19 protein-coding genes and 1 tRNA gene are annotated in these 18,921 nt (G+C 30.2%); 7 read left to right on the forward strand and 13 right to left on the reverse strand.

Annotated features, from left to right (window positions below):
* Positions 1-3: 3 nt before the first annotated feature.
* The 11 genes from EAH69_RS11925 to EAH69_RS11975 all read right to left on the reverse strand — a co-directional run bounded on the left by EAH69_RS11925 (position 4) and on the right by EAH69_RS11975 (position 10,896).
* Positions 4-1,164, reverse strand: coding sequence for a Fic family protein (locus tag EAH69_RS11925; RefSeq protein WP_230466809.1), 1,161 nt, complete (start codon positions 1,162-1,164; stop codon positions 4-6).
* A 173-nt stretch (positions 1,165-1,337) separates the two neighbouring features.
* Positions 1,338-2,441, reverse strand: coding sequence for a restriction endonuclease subunit S (locus tag EAH69_RS11930; RefSeq protein ID WP_121935436.1), 1,104 nt, complete (start codon positions 2,439-2,441; stop codon positions 1,338-1,340).
* The gene (locus EAH69_RS11935) at positions 2,441-3,898 is read right to left on the reverse strand and encodes a type I restriction-modification system subunit M (protein ID WP_121935437.1); all 1,458 of its coding nucleotides are present in this window, start codon (positions 3,896-3,898) and stop codon (positions 2,441-2,443) included. The genes EAH69_RS11930 and EAH69_RS11935 overlap by 1 nt, the downstream gene beginning before the upstream one ends.
* A 61-nt stretch (positions 3,899-3,959) precedes the next feature.
* The gene (locus EAH69_RS11940; RefSeq protein WP_121935438.1) at positions 3,960-4,298 is read right to left on the reverse strand and encodes an HIRAN domain-containing protein; all 339 of its coding nucleotides are present in this window, start codon (positions 4,296-4,298) and stop codon (positions 3,960-3,962) included.
* Between the two features lie 61 nt (positions 4,299-4,359).
* The gene (locus EAH69_RS11945) at positions 4,360-5,346 is read right to left on the reverse strand and encodes a helix-turn-helix transcriptional regulator (protein WP_121935439.1); all 987 of its coding nucleotides are present in this window, start codon (positions 5,344-5,346) and stop codon (positions 4,360-4,362) included.
* A 421-nt stretch (positions 5,347-5,767) separates the two neighbouring features.
* A complete protein-coding gene (locus EAH69_RS11950) occupies positions 5,768-6,373 on the reverse strand; it encodes an ATPase (RefSeq protein WP_121935440.1) in 606 nt (201 codons plus the stop codon).
* A gap of 15 nt (positions 6,374-6,388) precedes the next feature.
* The gene (locus EAH69_RS11955) at positions 6,389-7,054 is read right to left on the reverse strand and encodes a hypothetical protein (RefSeq protein WP_121935441.1); all 666 of its coding nucleotides are present in this window, start codon (positions 7,052-7,054) and stop codon (positions 6,389-6,391) included.
* 899 nt (positions 7,055-7,953) lie between these two features.
* Positions 7,954-8,226, reverse strand: a complete 273-nt coding sequence (locus EAH69_RS11960) for a helix-turn-helix domain-containing protein (RefSeq protein WP_121935442.1) — start codon at positions 8,224-8,226, stop codon at positions 7,954-7,956.
* 158 nt (positions 8,227-8,384) lie between these two features.
* Entirely contained in the window at positions 8,385-9,203 is an 819-nt protein-coding gene (locus EAH69_RS11965; protein WP_121935443.1) for an RteC domain-containing protein, read from the reverse strand.
* Between the two features lie 64 nt (positions 9,204-9,267).
* Positions 9,268-10,509, reverse strand: a complete 1,242-nt coding sequence (locus EAH69_RS11970) for a site-specific integrase (RefSeq protein ID WP_121935444.1) — start codon at positions 10,507-10,509, stop codon at positions 9,268-9,270.
* A gap of 302 nt (positions 10,510-10,811) precedes the next feature.
* Positions 10,812-10,896: transfer RNA gene (locus EAH69_RS11975), tRNA-Ser, on the reverse strand.
* 192 nt (positions 10,897-11,088) lie between these two features.
* On the opposite strand from EAH69_RS11975, the gene EAH69_RS11980 reads away from it, so the two are divergent.
* The 3 genes from EAH69_RS11980 to EAH69_RS11990 all read left to right on the forward strand — a co-directional run bounded on the left by EAH69_RS11980 (position 11,089) and on the right by EAH69_RS11990 (position 13,053).
* Positions 11,089-12,252 carry an MFS transporter gene (locus tag EAH69_RS11980; protein ID WP_121935445.1) on the forward strand — a complete coding sequence of 388 codons (1,164 nt, stop codon included), beginning with the start codon at positions 11,089-11,091 and terminating at the stop codon, positions 12,250-12,252.
* A gap of 132 nt (positions 12,253-12,384) precedes the next feature.
* On the forward strand, positions 12,385-12,624 hold the full coding sequence (locus EAH69_RS11985) for a hypothetical protein (RefSeq protein WP_121935446.1): 240 nt from the start codon (positions 12,385-12,387) through the stop codon (positions 12,622-12,624).
* 87 nt (positions 12,625-12,711) lie between these two features.
* Positions 12,712-13,053 carry a hypothetical protein gene (locus EAH69_RS11990; RefSeq protein ID WP_147439144.1) on the forward strand — a complete coding sequence of 114 codons (342 nt, stop codon included), beginning with the start codon at positions 12,712-12,714 and terminating at the stop codon, positions 13,051-13,053.
* Between the two features lie 88 nt (positions 13,054-13,141).
* Here the strand turns inward: EAH69_RS11990 and lysA are convergent, their stop codons facing one another.
* Entirely contained in the window at positions 13,142-14,353 is a 1,212-nt protein-coding gene (gene lysA, locus EAH69_RS11995) for a diaminopimelate decarboxylase (protein WP_121935448.1), read from the reverse strand.
* A 203-nt stretch (positions 14,354-14,556) separates the two neighbouring features.
* Positions 14,557-15,675 carry an MBL fold metallo-hydrolase gene (locus EAH69_RS12000; RefSeq protein ID WP_230466810.1) on the reverse strand — a complete coding sequence of 373 codons (1,119 nt, stop codon included), beginning with the start codon at positions 15,673-15,675 and terminating at the stop codon, positions 14,557-14,559.
* Between the two features lie 117 nt (positions 15,676-15,792).
* Here EAH69_RS12000 and EAH69_RS12005 point away from each other — a divergent pair, with 117 nt between their 5' ends.
* Genes EAH69_RS12005 through EAH69_RS12020 form a run of 4 tightly spaced genes read left to right on the forward strand, consistent with a single transcriptional unit; the run spans position 15,793 to position 17,998 of the window.
* Positions 15,793-16,341, forward strand: coding sequence for a YeeE/YedE family protein (locus tag EAH69_RS12005; RefSeq protein ID WP_121935450.1), 549 nt, complete (start codon positions 15,793-15,795; stop codon positions 16,339-16,341).
* 3 nt (positions 16,342-16,344) lie between these two features.
* Positions 16,345-16,758 (forward strand): DUF6691 family protein, encoded by a 414-nt coding sequence (locus tag EAH69_RS12010; protein ID WP_121935451.1) that lies wholly within the window; start codon positions 16,345-16,347, stop codon positions 16,756-16,758.
* Position 16,759: 1 nt separating this feature from the next.
* A complete protein-coding gene (locus tag EAH69_RS12015) occupies positions 16,760-17,389 on the forward strand; it encodes a Crp/Fnr family transcriptional regulator (protein ID WP_121935452.1) in 630 nt (209 codons plus the stop codon).
* Between the two features lie 18 nt (positions 17,390-17,407).
* Positions 17,408-17,998, forward strand: coding sequence for a TlpA family protein disulfide reductase (locus tag EAH69_RS12020; RefSeq protein ID WP_121935453.1), 591 nt, complete (start codon positions 17,408-17,410; stop codon positions 17,996-17,998).
* Positions 17,999-18,921: the final 923 nt, after the last annotated feature.

Consider the following 18,921-nt stretch of genomic DNA (forward strand, 5'->3'; position numbering starts at 1 on the left):
GTTTTAATTATCATTAACTGGTAAAAACCCCTCTATATCTAACAAATGTATAACTCCTCTTAGAAGGTGATTGTTTTGAAACATCAAAATATATCTTCTTGCACCTTCTTCTTCTGGTATCAGCATCTTTTTATCAACTAATTTTTTAATTTCTCTAGAAATTTGAGAAGTGTTTTTATTCGATAAAATATCTTTTAAATCATCGTTTTTGATGACTTGTAATTCTACCGTTTTTTTTAGAATTTTTGCTTCTACGTCTGTAACAAATTTTCTTTCTAAAGAATAATTAATTGCAGGAATAAGAATTTTAGATTTCAGGTAATTATAATCAGATAATTTATCTACTTTTTCTATTTCTTCTTTTAATCCTCTCAATACATATTCGCACCATTCTAAGATTCCTTCTTTTGTTCCTGTATCAGCTTTTGATAACATATCGTAGTATATGTTTCTGTTACTACAAAAAACGGCAGTTGGATTTATGATACGACCAGCATTTATGTTAAGTCCACTTTTTACAAGCATAGCATAAGTAAAAAGGCGTACTGTTCTTCCATTTCCGTTGCCAAAAGGATGTATCCAAACAAAACGATGATGCGCAATTGCTGCTTTTAACAAATCGTATTTGGTTGAATTTTCTGAATTAATAAACGAAAATAATTCTTCCATATAACTTTCTACCAAATAAGGTTCTGGTGGCAAATGGGTAGAATTATTAATTTTTAAAGAATGATTTCTATATGCTCCAGGTGTTAAATCGCCTTCACCATGAGGTGGAGGAGGTAAATTGTTAACAGCTATTTTATGCAATTCGCTAATCATTATTCTGTTGATAGGATATTCTTTTACCTTGTCTTCTATAAACTCCATTGCTTCATCAATGTTATCTATTTCTAATAATTTTGACGTTAGCGCTCTTGGAGAATCATCAATTTTGGTTTCTACATATTCAGCAATTGTTGTATTGTTTCCTTCAATCCTTGCAGATCCCATACTTTCTAACCAATGAAAAATACTTTTTAACTGAAAAAAAACAGCAGGATGTGTAGAACCACCAAGGTCTTTTTTACGTAAATGTTCTAACTCTATGATGAGGTCGGTAAGAGGCGAATCGAAATCTGGTTGAATTAGACTTAATTCGTAAGGACTAAACGTTGCTGACATGATAAAATTATTTGCACCAAATTAAACAATTATTTGCCAATAAAAAAATAATTATTTGCCAAACAACAACAACAAATGCTCTACTATCAAGAGTTTATATAAAAAAAAATCGTGCAATTTTTTGCACGATTAAAATAAAACATTTGCGTATTTACGTAATTTTATTTGCTTTTTTATGTGAAGCTAAAACTTTCTTGTAACAAGGCTTGGAATAAGTTTTCTGATGCTTCAGCTTGTTTCTTCACCAATTCTTTTTGTGCTTCTATATTCTTGATTTTTTCTGCAAATTGGTTTTGGAGTTCAACTTTAATATTAGGTATGAATTCTTTATGAACTATTTTTCTGTCTAAAGTAGGAACACCTGCCCCATGAGCAAATCTATCTATTCTTAGATTATTTAATAGATATTCTAAATAAGTAATGTTATTATCATAAATTTCATAACTATATAATGTAGTATTTAAAGGCCAACAATTTTGTTCAGTTCTATGAACTTTCCCTATTGTACCTGATCTACCTGTAACAATACAAGGCTTGTTAGTTTTTGAAATTGTATGATAATCTAAAATTCCATTTGAGCCATAAACAGGTATATTACCATTTTGATTTCTATCTTGAACTGGTAAGTCATATCCCCTTTTTAACTTTAAAACTTCTTCAAAATTTATTAAATCCCACCCTTTCTCATTTTGCACAGGGTCACCAAACATATCGATAAAAATAGATTGGGCTAACTCATCATATTGCTTTAACAATTCTTGGTCTTTTTTGCGTAAAGCATCAGCTTTGTCTAACTTTTCTGCAATTGCTTTTTGAGTTGCTAGTGGTGGAAGGGGGATTTGGATTTTTCTTAAATTTCCAACAGATAACTGTTTTAAAGCTGTACCTGTAGTATTATTATCTAATTGATTTTTAACAAATGGTATAGAAAAACTATGCATTAAATATTTAGGATAACAATTTTCCTTACATCTCAATAATACTATCTGAGCATTAATATTAGAATTTTCATGTCTTTTTGGAACTAATGCAGTTTTACCAATATTCCCTCTAGTAGTAATTAAAACATCATTATATTTTAGATGTCCTTTTGTAATTGTAGAATGCTTTTCCTTTGAAATAAATAACATATCCTTATCAGATATTGTTGAGTTTTCAAAATTATTTGCACGTATAAAAGGTACACCTTCACTTATAAATTCATCATTTCTAGGATATTTTGACGAATAATTACCATCTGCAATAAAAGCAATAGATTCAATTGATACTATATCCATTATAATAAATCTGTTAATATTTTAATCAAATCATTTCTCTCCTTATCCAATTGCTGAATAGAAGCTATAATATCCGCAGGTTTTGCATACACCTTTTGCTCATAGATTACTTCTTTGTATTTGTTAATACTTAAGTCGTACGCATTCTTTGCAATTTCTTCTTTTGGTACACAAAAGCTTTGGTCTGTTCTTGCTCTGTCCACTTCGTTCTCTCTTGTATGGAATCTTGTAATAATATCTGGGATATCATTTTCCTTAACAGGTGCACGTTTATCATCTAAACTATACCCATCTGCTTTCATATCATAAAACCATACATTTTCTGTACCACCTGCATTGGTTTTTGTAAACACTAAGATGGCAGTAGAAACTCCTGCATACGGTTTGAACACACCACTTGGCATAGAAATAACTGCTTCTAACGCTTGGTTTTCTACAATTTCTTTTCTAATCTTTTTATGTGCAGTAGAAGAACCAAATAATACCCCATCAGGAATAATTACGGCACATCGACCTCCAACTTTTAGTCCTTTTAGTATTAAACCAAGAAAAAGTAATTCTGTTTTCTTAGAATCAACTAAAGCAATTACTTTTTCGTCTACAGCATCTTTATCTAAACTTCCTTTAAAAGGAGGATTAGCTAAGATTAAAGATACTTTTTCTTCAAAATCTGCATTAGCTTGTGATAAAGAATCTACATCTTTTAGTTGAGGATTTTCAATCCCATGTAGAATTAAGTTCATTGCCCCAATTCTAATCATGGTTGGGTCAAACTCCATTCCTGTAAACATTTCATTTAAGTAATGTTTTTGTACTTCAGGTTTTAGCAAATCCTCTTTATAATTTTCTTGTAGATATTCTGCAGCACCAACTAAAAATCCACAACTTCCCGATGATGGGTCGCAAATAGTATCTTCAGGAGTTGGCTTCATCATTTCTACCATCATTTTGATGATATGTCTTGGTGTACGGAATTGTCCATTACTTCCTGCAGAAGCAATCTTACCTAACATATACTCGTATACATCACCTTTGGTATCTTTGTCATCCATGTCAATTTTATCTAACATCTCTACCACTTGTGCTAATAAACGAGCAGTAGGAATCATAAAGTTGGCATTCTTCATAAACTTAGAAAAAGCAGTACTTTTCCCTCCAAAGTTTTTCATAAAGTCGAAGACTCCATTCTCTTTTTGGAAAAGCTTATACATTTCTTCAGGAGAAACATTCTTAAAGTTACTCCATCTTAAATCCTGGTTTTCTTCTGTGTATATGTAGTTTGATGTATTACCTGTAATAATAGCTTGTTGCTCGGCTCTATTCTGTAACTCATCTAATTGTTTGATAAAAAGTAAAAAAGTGATTTGCTCTATAACAGATAAAGGATTTGATAATCCTCCACTGTGAAAAGCTAACCAAACTTGGTCTATTTTAGACTGTAATTCTTGTGTGAACATGGTAAAAGTTTGAAGGGTAAAGATAGATAAAAATGCATAGTATATGAGTGTTTGCGACTGATTAGATATTTTCTGGATTATTATGTTTTAAATGCACAACCACACGAATTTGTTGTTCTGGATGCTCGGTCGGATCTATTTGTTGTATCGCTGCGTCAAAGATTTTATTATAGTTCATCGTAAGCAATTTATAAAAGACTCTATTTTCGGTACGTGGTACAAAACCTAATTTGTAATCTTTGTAATATATAGCTACGGCTCTGGCATCGAATTTATTTTCGGTTTCTAATTCTAACCTAAGTTCTGTTCCAACTTTTAGTTTTTTGAAACATAATGCAGCTTCGTAAAATGTAAGTCCTGCAATATGAAAGTTTGCTAAATGTTCTCTTTTTGTTTTCATGATTTGAATTTTTTAAAAGATTATTTTGCAAACTAGTTTTGATCTATGCAGCTTAATTGCATTAGTATAAATCTTGTAATTTTTCAATTCTTTCTTTTAATCTCTGAACTAATTCTATTGGTTCTATTACTTTCATATTTTCGCCATACGAAAGAATTAAAGATTCTAATTCGTAATTTAACTTAACTTTAATTTGTAATCTATTCTCTGCTATTTTTTGAGAACCATGAATCGGTTTTGATTTGATGTAGGGGATGATATGATCTGACAGCTCTATCCTAACAGAAACAAGTTTATTCTCTATATTATTTGTAACCCCAATGATATCCTCAAAATACTCATCAAAATCCACCTCTGTTGGAATGTAAGTTTCCTTATTAATTTCGATCCCTTGAATTCGATCTAATGCCAAATTTTGAAGGTATTGATCCTTATGGTTCCACCCAAATAAAAACCAACGTTTATTGAATTGTTTTAAGTGATAAGGTGAAATACAGAATTCTTGTTCATTTTCTGTTTTAAATGATTGATAAACTATTTTGATTGTTTGGTTGTTTTTGATGAAATTATATAAGGGTGTTAGATGTTCTAATCCTATCAAAAATTCGCTTTCCTCGAATGAAATTAATTTTTGATTGCCTTTGTTATCTTTCACTTCATTTAATTTAGCTTCAATATTTTCTATTGCATCAATCCCAGGAATCCCTTTCATACGAGAAAGTAATTCTAACGTATTTTCTAAGGCTAGTTGTTCTTCTTGGTTTAATGGTTTATTTTGAATTGTAAAATTAGGATCTTCATAACGGTAAAATTTTTTACGGCCGTCTTTTATTCCAATGATAGGTGCTTCATATCCTGCATCGCTTTCCATAAACTCCATATCATATAAAATTTGACGACGAGAAACAGATGTATCTTCTCCATAAAGTTCTTTTAAAACAATAGAACATTCATTGATTAAATCATCGATATAATAGTTACGAAATTGATTGCTAAAACATTTGTCTAATGTTTTGTAACGAATTAATGCATTTTTATTGACTGCCATAAACGAATACGAATAGTTGTAAATTTAATAAAATAAAAAATGCTTCGAACGGCAAAATAATTAAAAAAGTGTGTAAAATGTTTTATTAGGTTTTGGATTATATGTTTTGTGTGTAATGGTATTATGATTTAGTTTACTTGATTAGATTGAAGAATTGATGTGATGAGGTCCTGATATGAGTTCGATGACATTACTTTTTTCTTGATAAAAAAGTAATCAAAAAATCAAGGCTACGATTTTCGACGGTCAATTTGCATCTTGTTTCATTAAAATGATTAAATGATTCGCTATCGCTCACTAATCATTTTTACATTTCATTTCGATGAATTGACACTCGTCTGCTAATCGTTATGCCGGATTTACTATTTGATTAAATTAGTGAATTGATGTGATGAGACCCTGAAATAAATTCAGGGTGACATCAGGATCGTTTGTCTTTACGGTCTGCAGGAACTGCTAATACATTCATCATTTGGCGAAGGCGAGAGCGTACACGTTCGGTGTAATACTTTTCGATTTCGGAAGCTGATAGGTTAGTGGTGATGTGGGTTTTGATGTTGAGGTTCATGAATAGATCGTAACGGCTAAGAATGATTTCTGCCATTACATTGCATTCGTTGCCGAAATATTTGATGTTGTTTTCTGTTCCTAGATCATCAAAGCAAATGTTTTTCATTGGGAAATCGAAAGGAATTCCTTTGCTGTACTTGTTAATAGTTTGATATCCGTCTCGGATAAATTCAAATGAAATATCTCTGCATGTTGTGTAATAGAATTTTTGTTCTTTGACCATAATCGTTTGCATTAATCGAAACCAGGTTGTTTTCCCAATACCGATAGGTCCAGTTAATAAAATCCCTTTGCTGAGATCTATGTTTAATTCTTTGCACTTTTCTTCATCGTTAAGAAAATATGCAGCTAAACGAACGATGTAAGGAAAATCATCTTTGTGAATGGTATAATTTGGATGAATTTGTTTACGTGCATGTTGTTCTAAGTGAAATATAAGTTTTTGGTAATTGATCATGGTTGTAAATTTTGGTTATAATGGTTCGTCGTATTTTTTGTTTGGTGATGTATCTAATGTTTTTTGTAATCCGTTGTTTTGATTTTTAGAGAATACGGTTGCGTTAATCATCCAATTATTTGCAGCAGCCTTCCAGTTTTTCATTTTGGTTTTTCCTCCAACTAACCATCCATTGGATTCGAAATAGTAAAAAAACTTTTCAGCTTCGATTGATGTATTGTCTTTTTCTTGAAAGAATTCTTTGACTTGGTCTAATGTTGGATTTGTACCTTTTTCTTTTTTGACGGAACTTTTTTCTTTTTGGAGCATTTCAGATTTAACAGCTGATTGATTTTTAGCTATGTTATTTTTAAAATTTTTATCAAAAATTAAAAAAGGAATTTGTGCTTGCTTACATAAGCTATTTATGTTTTCCTGTTTATTGTTTATATGTTTATATATAGGCTCTATGGGTGTGTTTATAGGTGTGTCTATAACCTTGTTTATTGGTTTGTTCTTTTTTGGACTGGTTTGTTCTAAAGGTGTATCAATAACTGTGTTTATTGCTTTATTCTTTTTTGGTTGGGTTGTATTGTTGTTTTTTAATTCTAATGTTAGGTCTTTGAAATAGATTTGACTTCCTATGTATGGATTATAGGATGGAATGTAAATGATGTATTGATTATTGTGTAATATTTTCATGGAGCGATGATAAGTGCTTTTGGATGTGATTTTGCTTAGTCGCATAACTTCATCTCGAATGATGTGTATTGGATTTTCAAACCTTTGTTTGTTCCAACATTGAAATAGTGCTAAATACAAAGCGATTTGACATGGTGCTATTTCGGGATCTATTTGTATTTTATTGTAGAAGTTATTAAGGTGTTTGATGTAGTTCATATTTTTAGATTTTAGATTCTTCGATAGGTTCAGAATGACTAGTTTATATTTATTCTACTTTCATTTTTGTCTTGACACAAAAACGAAACAAAAAAGTCAAGGCTACGATTTTCGACGGTCAATCATCATTTCGTTTCTCTAAAATGTTTAAATCACTCCTTTCAGTCGGTAAACATTTTTGCGATTCACTCAATGGATTGACACTCGTCTGCTAATCGTTATGCCATTCTTAAAATTTATCATTCTATTCCAATGCACTTTTGCTGAGCAACGAAAATCACTCGAACTGACGAGAGATTCTTCGATAGGCTCAGGGTGACAGATTTTAATATTTACTTTATGTTCATTTTTTTCGTCATAAAAACATTTGAAATTAAAAGGAGAAGCTCTGGTAGAGCTTAGGTATATTACTTTTTTCTTGATAAAAAAGTAATCAAAAAATCAAGGCTTCGATTTTCGACGGTCAATTTGCATCTTGTTACATTAAAATGATTAAATGATTCGCTATCGCTCACTAATCATTTTTACATTTCACTTTGATGAATTGACACTCGTCTGCTAATCGTTATGCCATTTATTTATAATTTCCCTTAAATAGAGGATGTAATTGATTAGGTTGAAATTAAAAGGCAGGAGAATTACTTTTTTGTCGTAATAAACCTGCCTAACCTAACCAACTTAAAACCAAATGAAATAAGATTTTACTGTAGAATTTTATCTACTTTATTTTGTTCGAGTATATGTAATATTTCGTCTGTGTCGTAATAAATGTTTCTTCCAAAATTTGAATAGGTGATGAGGTTTTGTTGTCTCATCTTTTGGAGTTTTGAATTTGAAACACCTAAAAGTTTTGAAACTTCTTTTGATGTAATCCATTTGCAGGATTGTTTAATTTCTAATTCTTTTTTTAGAAGGCTAATTACAGTTTCTGAAATTAGTTGAATGTCTTCTGGGTTAATTCGTTTTGTTTTCATTTGTTATTAGGTTTATGACTCTTACAAATTTGAAAACTTTAGAATTTATTTTTTCCATACTACGGTACATACTATGGTGTTATTTTTAATGAAAGTGTTTATTTATGGTAGTTATGTTAATAAAATAATCCGTAGCTGAATAACAACTACGGATTATTTTATGTATCTAATTTGTTTGAGAGGACTTCTTTTAATTGATCTAATAACTTGAATTTATTTATCTTTCTCATTTTAATATCTTGAATGATGTTGTTATGATTATTGAGTTCAATATCAAAATTTGTTTCAAAAAATAGAACTAATTCTGTTAATTCAACTTTACCTTGATTTATAAATCCGATAAGGTATAATGAATATATAAGCTCCATTAATAATACTTTTGAAGCTGTCCATTTGAGTTGATATGTTGTTGGTGGTCTGCAATTTGATAATTCGTGAATTTTATTGTCTGAATAAATAATAAGTTTCTTAATGGCTTTGTGCTTGCCGACAACATTTGAAACAGTATTAAATACGAATGATTCACTGATGAAATTAGTGAAATTTTTACGCCTCCATTTGTAATTTTTCCTGAGAAATAATTTTTTATCGATATTACCTGGTTCTGGTTTAAACAGTTTTAATACGTCTAAATTTGCATCGTTAATATATTTTAGTTTCTCTTTAAATTTGTTATAAAATTCTATCTCTTGCTCTTTAGTTAAACATTTTTGATATTTTTCATTCTCTAAATTATATATCGTGGTGTAATAATAATGTACATTGAAATATTTGGGATAAAAGAATTTGAAGTATTCAATTTCACTTTGTTTTGAATGAAATTTATTGATTAATAATTGTTCTTCTAAAAGATTTAAGTACTTAATAGAAATGTTAATTGCTTGATAAGCTTTTTTGTTAATATCAATATCAGTCATCTCTATTTTAGTAATTTCTTCTTCAAATTGGTAATACATTTCAAGTAATGGCGATTGCATGAGATATGGATTTAAGTAGTTAATTTAGAATAAATTACAAAAAATAATTAATTAAACAATAAATCTATATTGCATTTTTATTTATAATCGATTTATTTTCAATTACTTGTTTTAAGTTTTGCATATCATTGCTAATTTTTTGTTCTGTTATTCTTGCATAATGTTGCGTAGTTTTAATATTGGTATGTCCTAACATTTTAGAAACAGATTCGATAGGTACTCCGTTGGATAAAGTAACGGTAGTAGCAAACGTATGTCTGGCGCAATGAAAGGTTAGATCTTTATTAATTTTCGTGATTGCAGTTATTTCTTTTAAATACTCGTTCATTTTTTGGTTCGAGTAAATAGGTAATAATTTTCCAGTAGCACATATTGGATTGTCCTTGTATTTTTCTAATATAGCAAGTGGTATTTCTAATAATGGAATTTTGGTTGGAGTTGAAGTTTTCTGTCTGTAGGTATGAATCCATAATTGTCCATCGATACCTTTTACAATATTGTTTTTTGTAAGATTTACAATGTCTATATAGGCTAAACCAGTAAAACATGAAAAAATGAAAATGTCTTTTACAAGTGTTAATCTATCTGTTGTATATTCTTTGTTGTATATGGATTGAATCTCTTCTGTTGATAAGAATATTCTTTCAATTTTGTCTAACTTAGATTTGTAGTTTGTAAATGGATCTCTTTGAATCCAATCGTTTGCTATACATAAATTGATTATTTTCTTGAAGTTTTTAAGATATTTAATTGTTGTGTTATTGCTGCAATTACGTTCTGTTCTTAGGTAGAAATCATAATCCATGATAAACGCATGGTTAATTTCGTCCAGAGAAATATCTTCCTTTTTGTATTGATGCTTGATGAAGTTTTGTGTGTGCCTTAGTGAGGTTTCGTATCTTTCAAGTGTTCCTGGAGAATATTCTTTTGGAACTAAGGCTTTCATTTGTTTGTTATGATTTTGGAATATTGGAATAAGTGTTCGTTTATTCTTATTTGTTTTTCCTTGTATTTCTTCTTTTAATGTGTCAATAGTTAGGGTTTCGTTCTTGAAATTGTATTCTAAGAATATTGTATTAATCTTTGATTTTGTGATTTCAACTTGTGCATTTATTGTACTGGCTGTTTTGTTGTTGCCTTTAATTTTGGAATTTTTAGCATCCCAAGTTTTAGGATCAATGTATTGTTTTGTACTGAATTCCCATCTTTTTCCGTTTACTCGTACACAAAAATAAATAGGTTGTTGTCCTAGTTTATTGGCTTTGGCTTGTCTTGGGTAGACATGGATTTTAAAATTGTTCTTCATTTGATTCAATTTTTAATGGTTAGTAAAAAATTAACTGGTTATTTGTTTTGAATCAAGATGTTCATTTATCGAACTTGTTCGTGGTTAGGTTATGAGTACAGCTATAGTGATAGTTGTCCGTAATCCTATTGTACGATTGAGATAGGGGAGATTTTGACGACCTTTTTTGATTTTATTTTTTAGGTCGCTATTGGGTCGCTCTTGAAATGTGTTTAGATGTGTAGAATCTAATTTCAAGGCATAAAAAAATCCCTTATTTCATATGAAATAAGGGATTTTACTGTTACTTATTAAATAAGTTGCGGAGAGTGAGGGATTCGAACCCCCGGAGGTATGACCCTCAACAGTTTTCAAGACTGCCGCATTCGACCACTCTGCCAACTCTCCAGTTGTAAACGCTGGTCTATTGCGTTAATTGTGGTGCAAATATAGAGCGATAATTTTAATTACCAAATCCTATTTAAAACTTTTTTTAATAAAATTATCTATTAAATTCATTATCAATGAAATATTTTTTAATAAAAATTAAAATAATTATTCAAACTTGATTTTTTACCTTTACGCTTCTATTAATACAACATGCAAAACACAGTTTCTACGCCAAAATATCAATCCAAACAAATACGTTTGGCTGTTACCATTTTCTATTTCTGTACAGGATTAATTTTTTCTTCTTGGGCAAGTCGAATACCAACGATTAAAAATGCATTAGGAATTTCCGAAGGCGAATTAGGTGGATTATTATTAGTCATGCCAATCGGTGAAGTTGTAACTTTAGCTTTAGTTGGTAAAATGGTTGCAACTTATGGTAGTAAAAATGTTTTTCGTATTGGGATTTTAGGATATGTATTTCTATTATTAGCGATTCCTTTTGCTACTTCATTCTTGACGCTTGCCGCTATTCTTACTTGTTTCGGAATATTTAGTAATTCGTGTAACATTGCAATCAATACACAAGGTGTTGATGTAGAGAAGGTGTATAATCGATCAATTATGTCGTCATTTCATGGCGCGTGGAGTTTAGCAGGATTTGTTGGTGCATTAATTGGTTTAGTTCTGATGAATTTTGATATTGATATATTAACTCATTTCATCATTATTTTAGTTATTATTTTAGGAATCTTCTTTTCTCAACAAAAATATTTATTCGATCACGAACCTGTTTCAGATGAGGAAAAGAAAGGTTTTGTGAAACCAGATAAAACTTTAATTCAATTAGGAATTATTGGTTTCTTAGGTATGGCTACTGAAGGAACTATGTTCGATTGGAGTGGTGTTTATTTTCACGAAATTGTACAAGCGCCTGAAAAATGGACAACACTTGGTTATGCAGCATTTATGATTACGATGGCTTCAGGACGTTTTATTGGAGATAAGTTTATTGAAAGATTCGGTAAGCGTCGCGTGTTACAAGTAAGTGGAATTTTGATGGGAACCGGATTATTGATTTCAGTATTTTTTCCTACGTTGATACTTTGTACAATGGCATTTATGTTAGTTGGTCTTGGAGTTGCTTGTACCGTTCCTACTGTTTATAGCGTTGCAGGGCAGCACAAAACAATTAATCCAGGTGTTGCTTTGGCTATGGTTTCTAGTATATCCTTTTTAGGATTTTTATTAGGACCACCTTTAATTGGATACATTGCTGAGTTGTTTGATTTAAGATATTCTTATGCTTTATTCGCAATTTTCGGATACATTTTAGCGATGATGGTAACTAAAATTAAATTATTTAAAGGATAATTCATTAATAACTATATAAAGATCTTACTTCATTTGTATTGGTTTTTAATTTTAAATAAAAAAATGTAATAATAGTAAATTGAAAATCAATGTTTTTTGTATATTTAATAAAATTAATTAAAAACACTAAATATGAAATTATTAAAAGTATTAGCATTGGTATTATTACCAGTTGCATCTTTTGCCCAAGAATCAAAAAGCGCAGCAACACAAGATTTAAAGTCAACAGTTTCTGCTGAGAAAAAAAATGAAACAAGAGCAGCTAAATTAGCAGAAGTATCTAAAGAAGAAGCGGCAATTAAAGAAGAAAAAAGAAAAAAAGTAGAAGCTGAAAAAGCAAGAGTTGAATCTCAGGCTAGAAAGAAAAAGTAACTAAATATATTTTTTTAAAAACTCAATCGTTTGATTGAGTTTTTTTATGTTTAAAATGTATAAAGAATTGATTTTTAAGCTTTAGATATGAAGACGATATATTTATTATTTATGATATTCATTCCAATGTGTAGTTTTGCTCAAGTAGATGTAAAAAATAATACAGTGAATAATAACTTGTGGTTTGAGTTTAATCAATCATCAGTTTCAATAAAACGTAAAGAAAATAGTGATTTATCACTCGAAAAAAGCAACGAACTTATTAATCAAAGTTTCATGAATTCAATCAATCAAAAAACAAGAATTTCATCTCTGAAAAAAGTCGAAGAACACATTCCTTATGAATATGATGAGAAGATGTCATTCAGTCAAAATTTTGTACGATCAGTTATTCATGAAATGTTTTTTAGTAAACCAATTCGTTTGTAAAATCTAAACTAAATAAAAAAGCCTAATCTTTCGATAAGGCTTTAAAAATGAACTTGAACTATTAAATTTCTATTTAAGTAATATTAAATTAGAATTTGATTTCTTCTGTAGTACCGATTAAATCTTGTAAAGTTTCGCGACGACGAATTAAGTAATCTTTATCATCAATCAATAAAACTTCAGCTGGTTTTAATCGTGAGTTGTAGTTAGATGCCATAGAGAAACAGTACGCACCTGCATTGTGGAAACATAAAACATCTCCTTCGCTAATCTCATTAATCTTACGGTTAGACCCGAAAGTATCTGTTTCACAAATGTATCCAACAACTGTATAATAACGGCTGCGTCCTTCTGGATTCGAAATGTTTTCAATTTCGTGATGAGCGTTATAAAACATTGGACGAATTAAGTGGTTGAAACCAGTATCAATTCCAGCAAATACAGTAGAAGTTGTTTGTTTAACAACATTTACTTTTGCTAAGAAAGATCCAGCTTCAGAAACCATATATTTTCCTGGTTCAAACATTAATGTTAATGGCTTACCATAAGCTTTTTCAAATTCATTGAAACGAGCTGATAATCTTTCACCTAAATACTCAATATCTGTTTCGTCAGCACCAGGGTAGTAAGGAACTTTAAATCCTGATCCGAAATCGATGTAAGATAAGTTTTTAAATTCTGCAGCAACTTCAAATAAAATTTCTGCTCCTTGTAAGAAAACATCAATATCTAAAATATCAGAACCTGTATGCATGTGAACACCGTCTAAATGTAAACCTGTATTCTCAACTACACGTTTAATGTGTGGTAATTGGTGAATAGAAATACCGAATTTAGAATCTATGTGTCCAACAGAGATGTTTGCATTTCCTCCAGCCATAATGTGTGGATTAATACGAACACAAACTGGGTAATTAGGAAAATCGTGACCAAATAATTCTAAAACTGATAAATTATCAATATTGATACGAACTCCTAAAGCAATTACTTGTTTAATTTCTTCGTAAGAAACTCCGTTTGGCGTATAAATGATTTCTTTTGGTTTGAAACCTGCCATTAATCCTAATTCTACTTCCTGTAAAGAAACAGTATCTAATCCTGAACCAAGGGATTTGAAGTACTTTAAAATATTAAGATTAGTGTTTGCTTTACATGCATAATTTAACTTTAAACGCTTGACAGTAGAAAAAGCATTCGTCATCTTCTCATATTGCGATTTAATTTTGTTCGCATCATATACATATAACGGCGCATCGTATTTTTGCACCAATTCTAATAGACGTTCTCTATTCAGTTCCATTTTGTCTAATTTTTTAATTGTTTAAAGTTAAATTTCAGATGGCAAAATTAAGTCGAATAATTGGGTTTTTGATGATAATTCAAAATAAACTTACTAAAAATCAATTATTTCGAATTTTATTAAGAATAGTTGTAGTTTAATTGAATAATGTTCAAAATTATTAAACTTCACATGATGGATTTTTTTGTTAATTTTAGATGATTTTATTCTTTCCACCATTCTTTAAACTTAAAAATCGAATCATTTAGATTTAATTTCTCACCAATCATAGGTGTTAATACATGGAAATAATTTTTTAAACCATTTTCAGTTACTTTTTCCAACGGTTCGTTCCAAGCATGTTTCGCTAGCGCGAATTTACCTGAATGGACAGGAATAGTATATTTCACATTAAGGTCTTTTACAATTTGCGGAATATCATTAGGCATAGCATGAATGTATTTCCAAGCATCATTGTATTGTCCATTTTCTAAAATAGCAAAATCAAAAGGTCCATATTTTGTTCCGATATCTTTAAAATGTGTATCATATCCACTATCACCACCAATAAAAATTTTATGATGAGAAGTTGCTAAAACATAAGAAGTCCAAAGAGTATTATTTCGTTTAAATTTTCGTCCTGAAAAATGTCGAGCAGGTGTAAATGTTATTTTGATTTGATTTTTTAATTCAATTTCAGTTTCCCATTCTTCTTCGATTAATTGAACAGGTTTATAATCCCAAAACTCGAAATGAGCGCCTACGCCTAATGGTAAAATCACTTTTTCAACTTTTGGTCGTAATTCTTTTACCGTTTCATAATCCAAATGATCGTAATGGTCATGTGTGATAATTAAATAATCGATATTCGGAAAATCATTTACGTGATAAGTATTTGCGCCTTTAAAAGCTTTATTGAAAATAGGCAAAGGAGAACCATATTCACTAAATACGGGATCAATTAAAAAATTAACTCCATCTACTTGCATGTAATAAGACGAATGTCCTAACCAAATAAAAACATTTTCTGATTTTGGAATCGATTTTAGATCCGTTTTTTGATGAGGTATCGAATCTTTCGGATTAAGATTTGGATCTTTCTTTCCGAAAATAAAATCAATCATGACTGATTTTCCATCATATCCTTCAGCAAATGAAGGCGTGTGATTAATATTATAAAAAGTACCTTTTTTATAAAGTATAGATTGTTGCATACGTTCTAAACGTTCACCAGAAGGTTCGGCTCCAAAAGTTTTTAAATTTAAAATGTAAAATCCTGCACCTAAAAGTAGGATTACTATTGAGGATAGAATGTAAATCATTCTTTTGAATATTTTTTTCATAACCTATTCAAAATTACATATTATCTTGAAACTGATATCAATTCGTGTCTATGTAACATTTGTAACTTAACATATCAAAAACTTTCCTCAAATTTGCTTAAAATTAGATAGTAAAATATGGAAATAATCATGCAACCTTGGCCATGGTATATAGGTGGACCAATTATAGCAATTGTAATGTTGCTTTTAATCTATTTCGGAAAAAGTTTTGGTTTTTCTTCCAATTTCAGAACTATTTGTTCTTCTTTAGGAGCTGGAAAATCTTGTGATTTTTTTGCTTTTGATTGGAAAGCTCAAAAATGGAATTTATTATTCTTAGTCGGAGCAGTTTTGGGTGGTGTGGTCTCTGTTTTATTTTTGTCCGATAATCAAATTCCAGCAATTTCAGAAACTACAATTGCTCAATTAAATGAGTTGGGTTTTGAAAGTGCAGGTAAAGCATATTCACCAACAGAAATTTTTGAAACGATGTCAATCAAAAATATCATTTTATTATTAGTCGGAGGATTATTCGTAGGATTCGGAACACGCTACGCAGGTGGTTGTACTTCTGGACATGCCATTTCAGGATTAAGCGATTTACAACTTCCATCTTTAATTGCTGTAATCGGATTCTTTATAGGTGGTCTTTTAATGACGCATATTTTATTCCCTTTAATCTTCTAAAAAATGAAAAATTTAATTTATATCATATTAGGTGTAGTTTTTGGTGTAACGATGTACAAAGCAGAAACGGCCTCTTGGTTCAGAATTTACGAAATGTTCAACTTTCAATCGTTCCACATGTACGGATTTATTGGTTCAGCTTTAGCTGTTGGATTAATCGGAGTACAGTTAATGAAAAAGAAAGAAGCAAAAGATATCGACGGAAATCAAATTAATATTCAACCAAAAACAAAATCAATTGCTCGTTATTTAATAGGTGGAATTTTCTTTGGATTAGGTTGGGCTTTAGTTGGTGCTTGTCCAGGTCCAATTTTTGTTCTTGTCGGAGCAGGTTTATATCCTATGTTAATTGTAATTTTTGGTGCATTAGCTGGGACATATTTATACGGGATTATTAAAGATAAATTACCTCATTAAAATGATTAAACAGAAAATAGAAGCAACGTATCCATTTCAATTCGAAGAAGAATTATTAATTGAAATTGACGAATTAGGTAATTTAATTGATTTTAAAGCGAATGATGTTTTAATCGATTTAAATCAATTCATCAAAGGAATGCCCGTTTTGTTAAATGGAGCTATTAAGGTTTTGCGCGAAGATTATGATGAAGGCGAATTGTTGTTGTATTTTCTTGAAAAAGGTGATACTTGTGCCATGACAATGGCGTGTTGTTTAGGTGATAAACAAAGTAAAATTAGAGCAGTTGCCGAAACTGATGGCCAATTGGTGATGATTCCTATTACCAAAATGGACGAATGGCTTGCGAAATATGCATCTTGGCGTCGCTTTATTTTTGATAGTTACAACAATAGGATGGAGGAGATGCTTGGCGCAATTGATAATTTAGCTTTTAATGATATGAATGGTCGCTTGAAAAAATATCTTTTAGACGTTGCAAGTATTAACAATGGAAATGTGATTAATAAAACGCATCAAGAAATTGCCTACGAATTAAATACTTCTCGTGTTGTGATTTCCCGTTTATTAAAAGCTTTAGAAAAGGAAGATTTTTTAACTTTAAATAGAAATGTAATTACTATCAATTAGTACTATTATCTTTATCTCATGAATAAATTAATTGATTTCTTAAAAAAGAATCGTTCAAATATTTTTGTTTTAGCCATCGGAATCACGTTATTGATTTCAACAGAAGCTAAAGCGTTTTTACAACAAGGTTTGATGAAGGTTGGTTTGTTTCAGCCTAAAATAGAAAAGGAAATTGTTATAAAAGATAACTCGAATAATCTTAATTTCGAGATGAGAGATCTTAACGGTAACGTCGTTTCACTTTCAGATTTAAAAGGAAAAGTTGTTTTTCTTAATTTCTGGGCAACATGGTGTCCGCCTTGTATTGCCGAAATGCCATCGATTCAGCAACTCCATGATAAATTCAAAAATGATGATGAGGTTTTAATCCTAACTTTAGAGGTAGATGGAAAGCAGGAGAAAATTCAAAAGTTTATTAATCGTAAAAAACTAACAGTTCCGGTTTATATTCCAAATTCTTCGATTCCTACCGAACTTTTTGAAGGTACTTTACCAACGACAATAATTTTCGATAAACAAGGAAATATTGCACACACAACTTTAGGTATGGCAGATTATTCAGGTCAAGACATTGTCGATTTTTTGAATGAAGTCAAAGCTTTGCATTAAACAGTCACTTAAATACAATAATATAAAAAGCTCTTTTTTCCCGGATTAGAGCTTTTCCTTTTTTTAATAGCTGCAATTTCATTTTCTAAATAAAATATTACAGTTACTATATATAATAAAGTATATGTATTATTTTAATAACGTTCGTTACTTCGCAACTCATTTTCCCGAGTCCTTTCATCTAAGTATTTCGTAACACCTGCTTTTTAATAAGCAGTTATTACAAAATAATCAATCCAGGCTATCATTACCATTTTTTCTTTATAAAATATTTTCCGGTTCGTCATTACGAAGTATTTTATTCAACTGTCCTCCTGAACTTGTTTCAGGATCTCATCATTATTTTTATCAGTAATCTGTCATTCCGAGGTATCGAGGAATTTCAAAAGTCTTTCGAAGCATTTTTTTATATAAACTGGCCTTCCGATTAGCAGACGAGAGTCAATACATCGAAATGTAATGTTCGAAATAATTAGTGAGTGAAACGAATCATCTAATCATTTCCATGAAATGAGATGTAAATTGACCGTCGAAAATTGTAGCCTTGATTTTTTGAATACTTTTTTATCAAGAAAAAAGTATTGACTATATAATATAAGTCAAGTCCTCCTGAACTTGTTTCAGGATCACATTATATATAAATAGTAGTGAAATGTCATTCCGAGATATCGAGAAATTTAAACTTTCTGTCGCTCTATTCAGTATACTAATTGTTGTCCTCTTTAACTTGTTTTAAAATCTCATTCCGAGGAGTCTAATTCACTTGTCATGCTTAGTATAATAAACTGACATTAAATCTATGACGTTACAAAATTAAATTGAATGAAGGGTATAAATGAATTAGTGAGCGTTAGCGAATTATTTAATTCATTTCCGAAATGAGATTTAATTTTAGTCAAATAGATTTACAGTCTTGATTTTTT

It is taken from the genome of Faecalibacter macacae (assembly GCF_003687725.1).
In the GTDB taxonomy this organism is placed as follows: Bacteria; Bacteroidota; Bacteroidia; order Flavobacteriales; family Weeksellaceae; genus Empedobacter; species Empedobacter macacae.

Excerpts from the sequence above, each read along its gene's own strand:
- EAH69_RS11925 (WP_230466809.1), bottom strand. The coding sequence starts at position 1,164 with ATGTCAGCAACGTTTAGTCCTTACGAATTAAGTCTAATTCAACCAGAT.
- EAH69_RS11930 (WP_121935436.1), bottom strand. The coding sequence starts at position 2,441 with ATGGATATAGTATCAATTGAATCTATTGCTTTTATTGCAGATGGTAAT.
- EAH69_RS11935 (WP_121935437.1), bottom strand. The coding sequence starts at position 3,898 with ATGTTCACACAAGAATTACAGTCTAAAATAGACCAAGTTTGGTTAGCT.
- EAH69_RS11940 (WP_121935438.1), bottom strand. The coding sequence starts at position 4,298 with ATGAAAACAAAAAGAGAACATTTAGCAAACTTTCATATTGCAGGACTT.
- EAH69_RS11945 (WP_121935439.1), bottom strand. The coding sequence starts at position 5,346 with ATGGCAGTCAATAAAAATGCATTAATTCGTTACAAAACATTAGACAAA.
- EAH69_RS11950 (WP_121935440.1), bottom strand. The coding sequence starts at position 6,373 with ATGATCAATTACCAAAAACTTATATTTCACTTAGAACAACATGCACGT.
- EAH69_RS11955 (WP_121935441.1), bottom strand. The coding sequence starts at position 7,054 with ATGAAAATATTACACAATAATCAATACATCATTTACATTCCATCCTAT.
- EAH69_RS11960 (WP_121935442.1), bottom strand. The coding sequence starts at position 8,226 with ATGAAAACAAAACGAATTAACCCAGAAGACATTCAACTAATTTCAGAA.
- EAH69_RS11965 (WP_121935443.1), bottom strand. The coding sequence starts at position 9,203 with ATGCAATCGCCATTACTTGAAATGTATTACCAATTTGAAGAAGAAATT.
- EAH69_RS11970 (WP_121935444.1), bottom strand. The coding sequence starts at position 10,509 with ATGAAGAACAATTTTAAAATCCATGTCTACCCAAGACAAGCCAAAGCC.
- EAH69_RS11980 (WP_121935445.1), top strand. The coding sequence starts at position 11,089 with ATGCAAAACACAGTTTCTACGCCAAAATATCAATCCAAACAAATACGT.
- EAH69_RS11985 (WP_121935446.1), top strand. The coding sequence starts at position 12,385 with ATGAAATTATTAAAAGTATTAGCATTGGTATTATTACCAGTTGCATCT.
- EAH69_RS11990 (WP_147439144.1), top strand. The coding sequence starts at position 12,712 with ATGAAGACGATATATTTATTATTTATGATATTCATTCCAATGTGTAGT.
- lysA (WP_121935448.1), bottom strand. The coding sequence starts at position 14,353 with ATGGAACTGAATAGAGAACGTCTATTAGAATTGGTGCAAAAATACGAT.
- EAH69_RS12000 (WP_230466810.1), bottom strand. The coding sequence starts at position 15,675 with ATGAAAAAAATATTCAAAAGAATGATTTACATTCTATCCTCAATAGTA.
- EAH69_RS12005 (WP_121935450.1), top strand. The coding sequence starts at position 15,793 with ATGGAAATAATCATGCAACCTTGGCCATGGTATATAGGTGGACCAATT.
- EAH69_RS12010 (WP_121935451.1), top strand. The coding sequence starts at position 16,345 with ATGAAAAATTTAATTTATATCATATTAGGTGTAGTTTTTGGTGTAACG.
- EAH69_RS12015 (WP_121935452.1), top strand. The coding sequence starts at position 16,760 with ATGATTAAACAGAAAATAGAAGCAACGTATCCATTTCAATTCGAAGAA.
- EAH69_RS12020 (WP_121935453.1), top strand. The coding sequence starts at position 17,408 with ATGAATAAATTAATTGATTTCTTAAAAAAGAATCGTTCAAATATTTTT.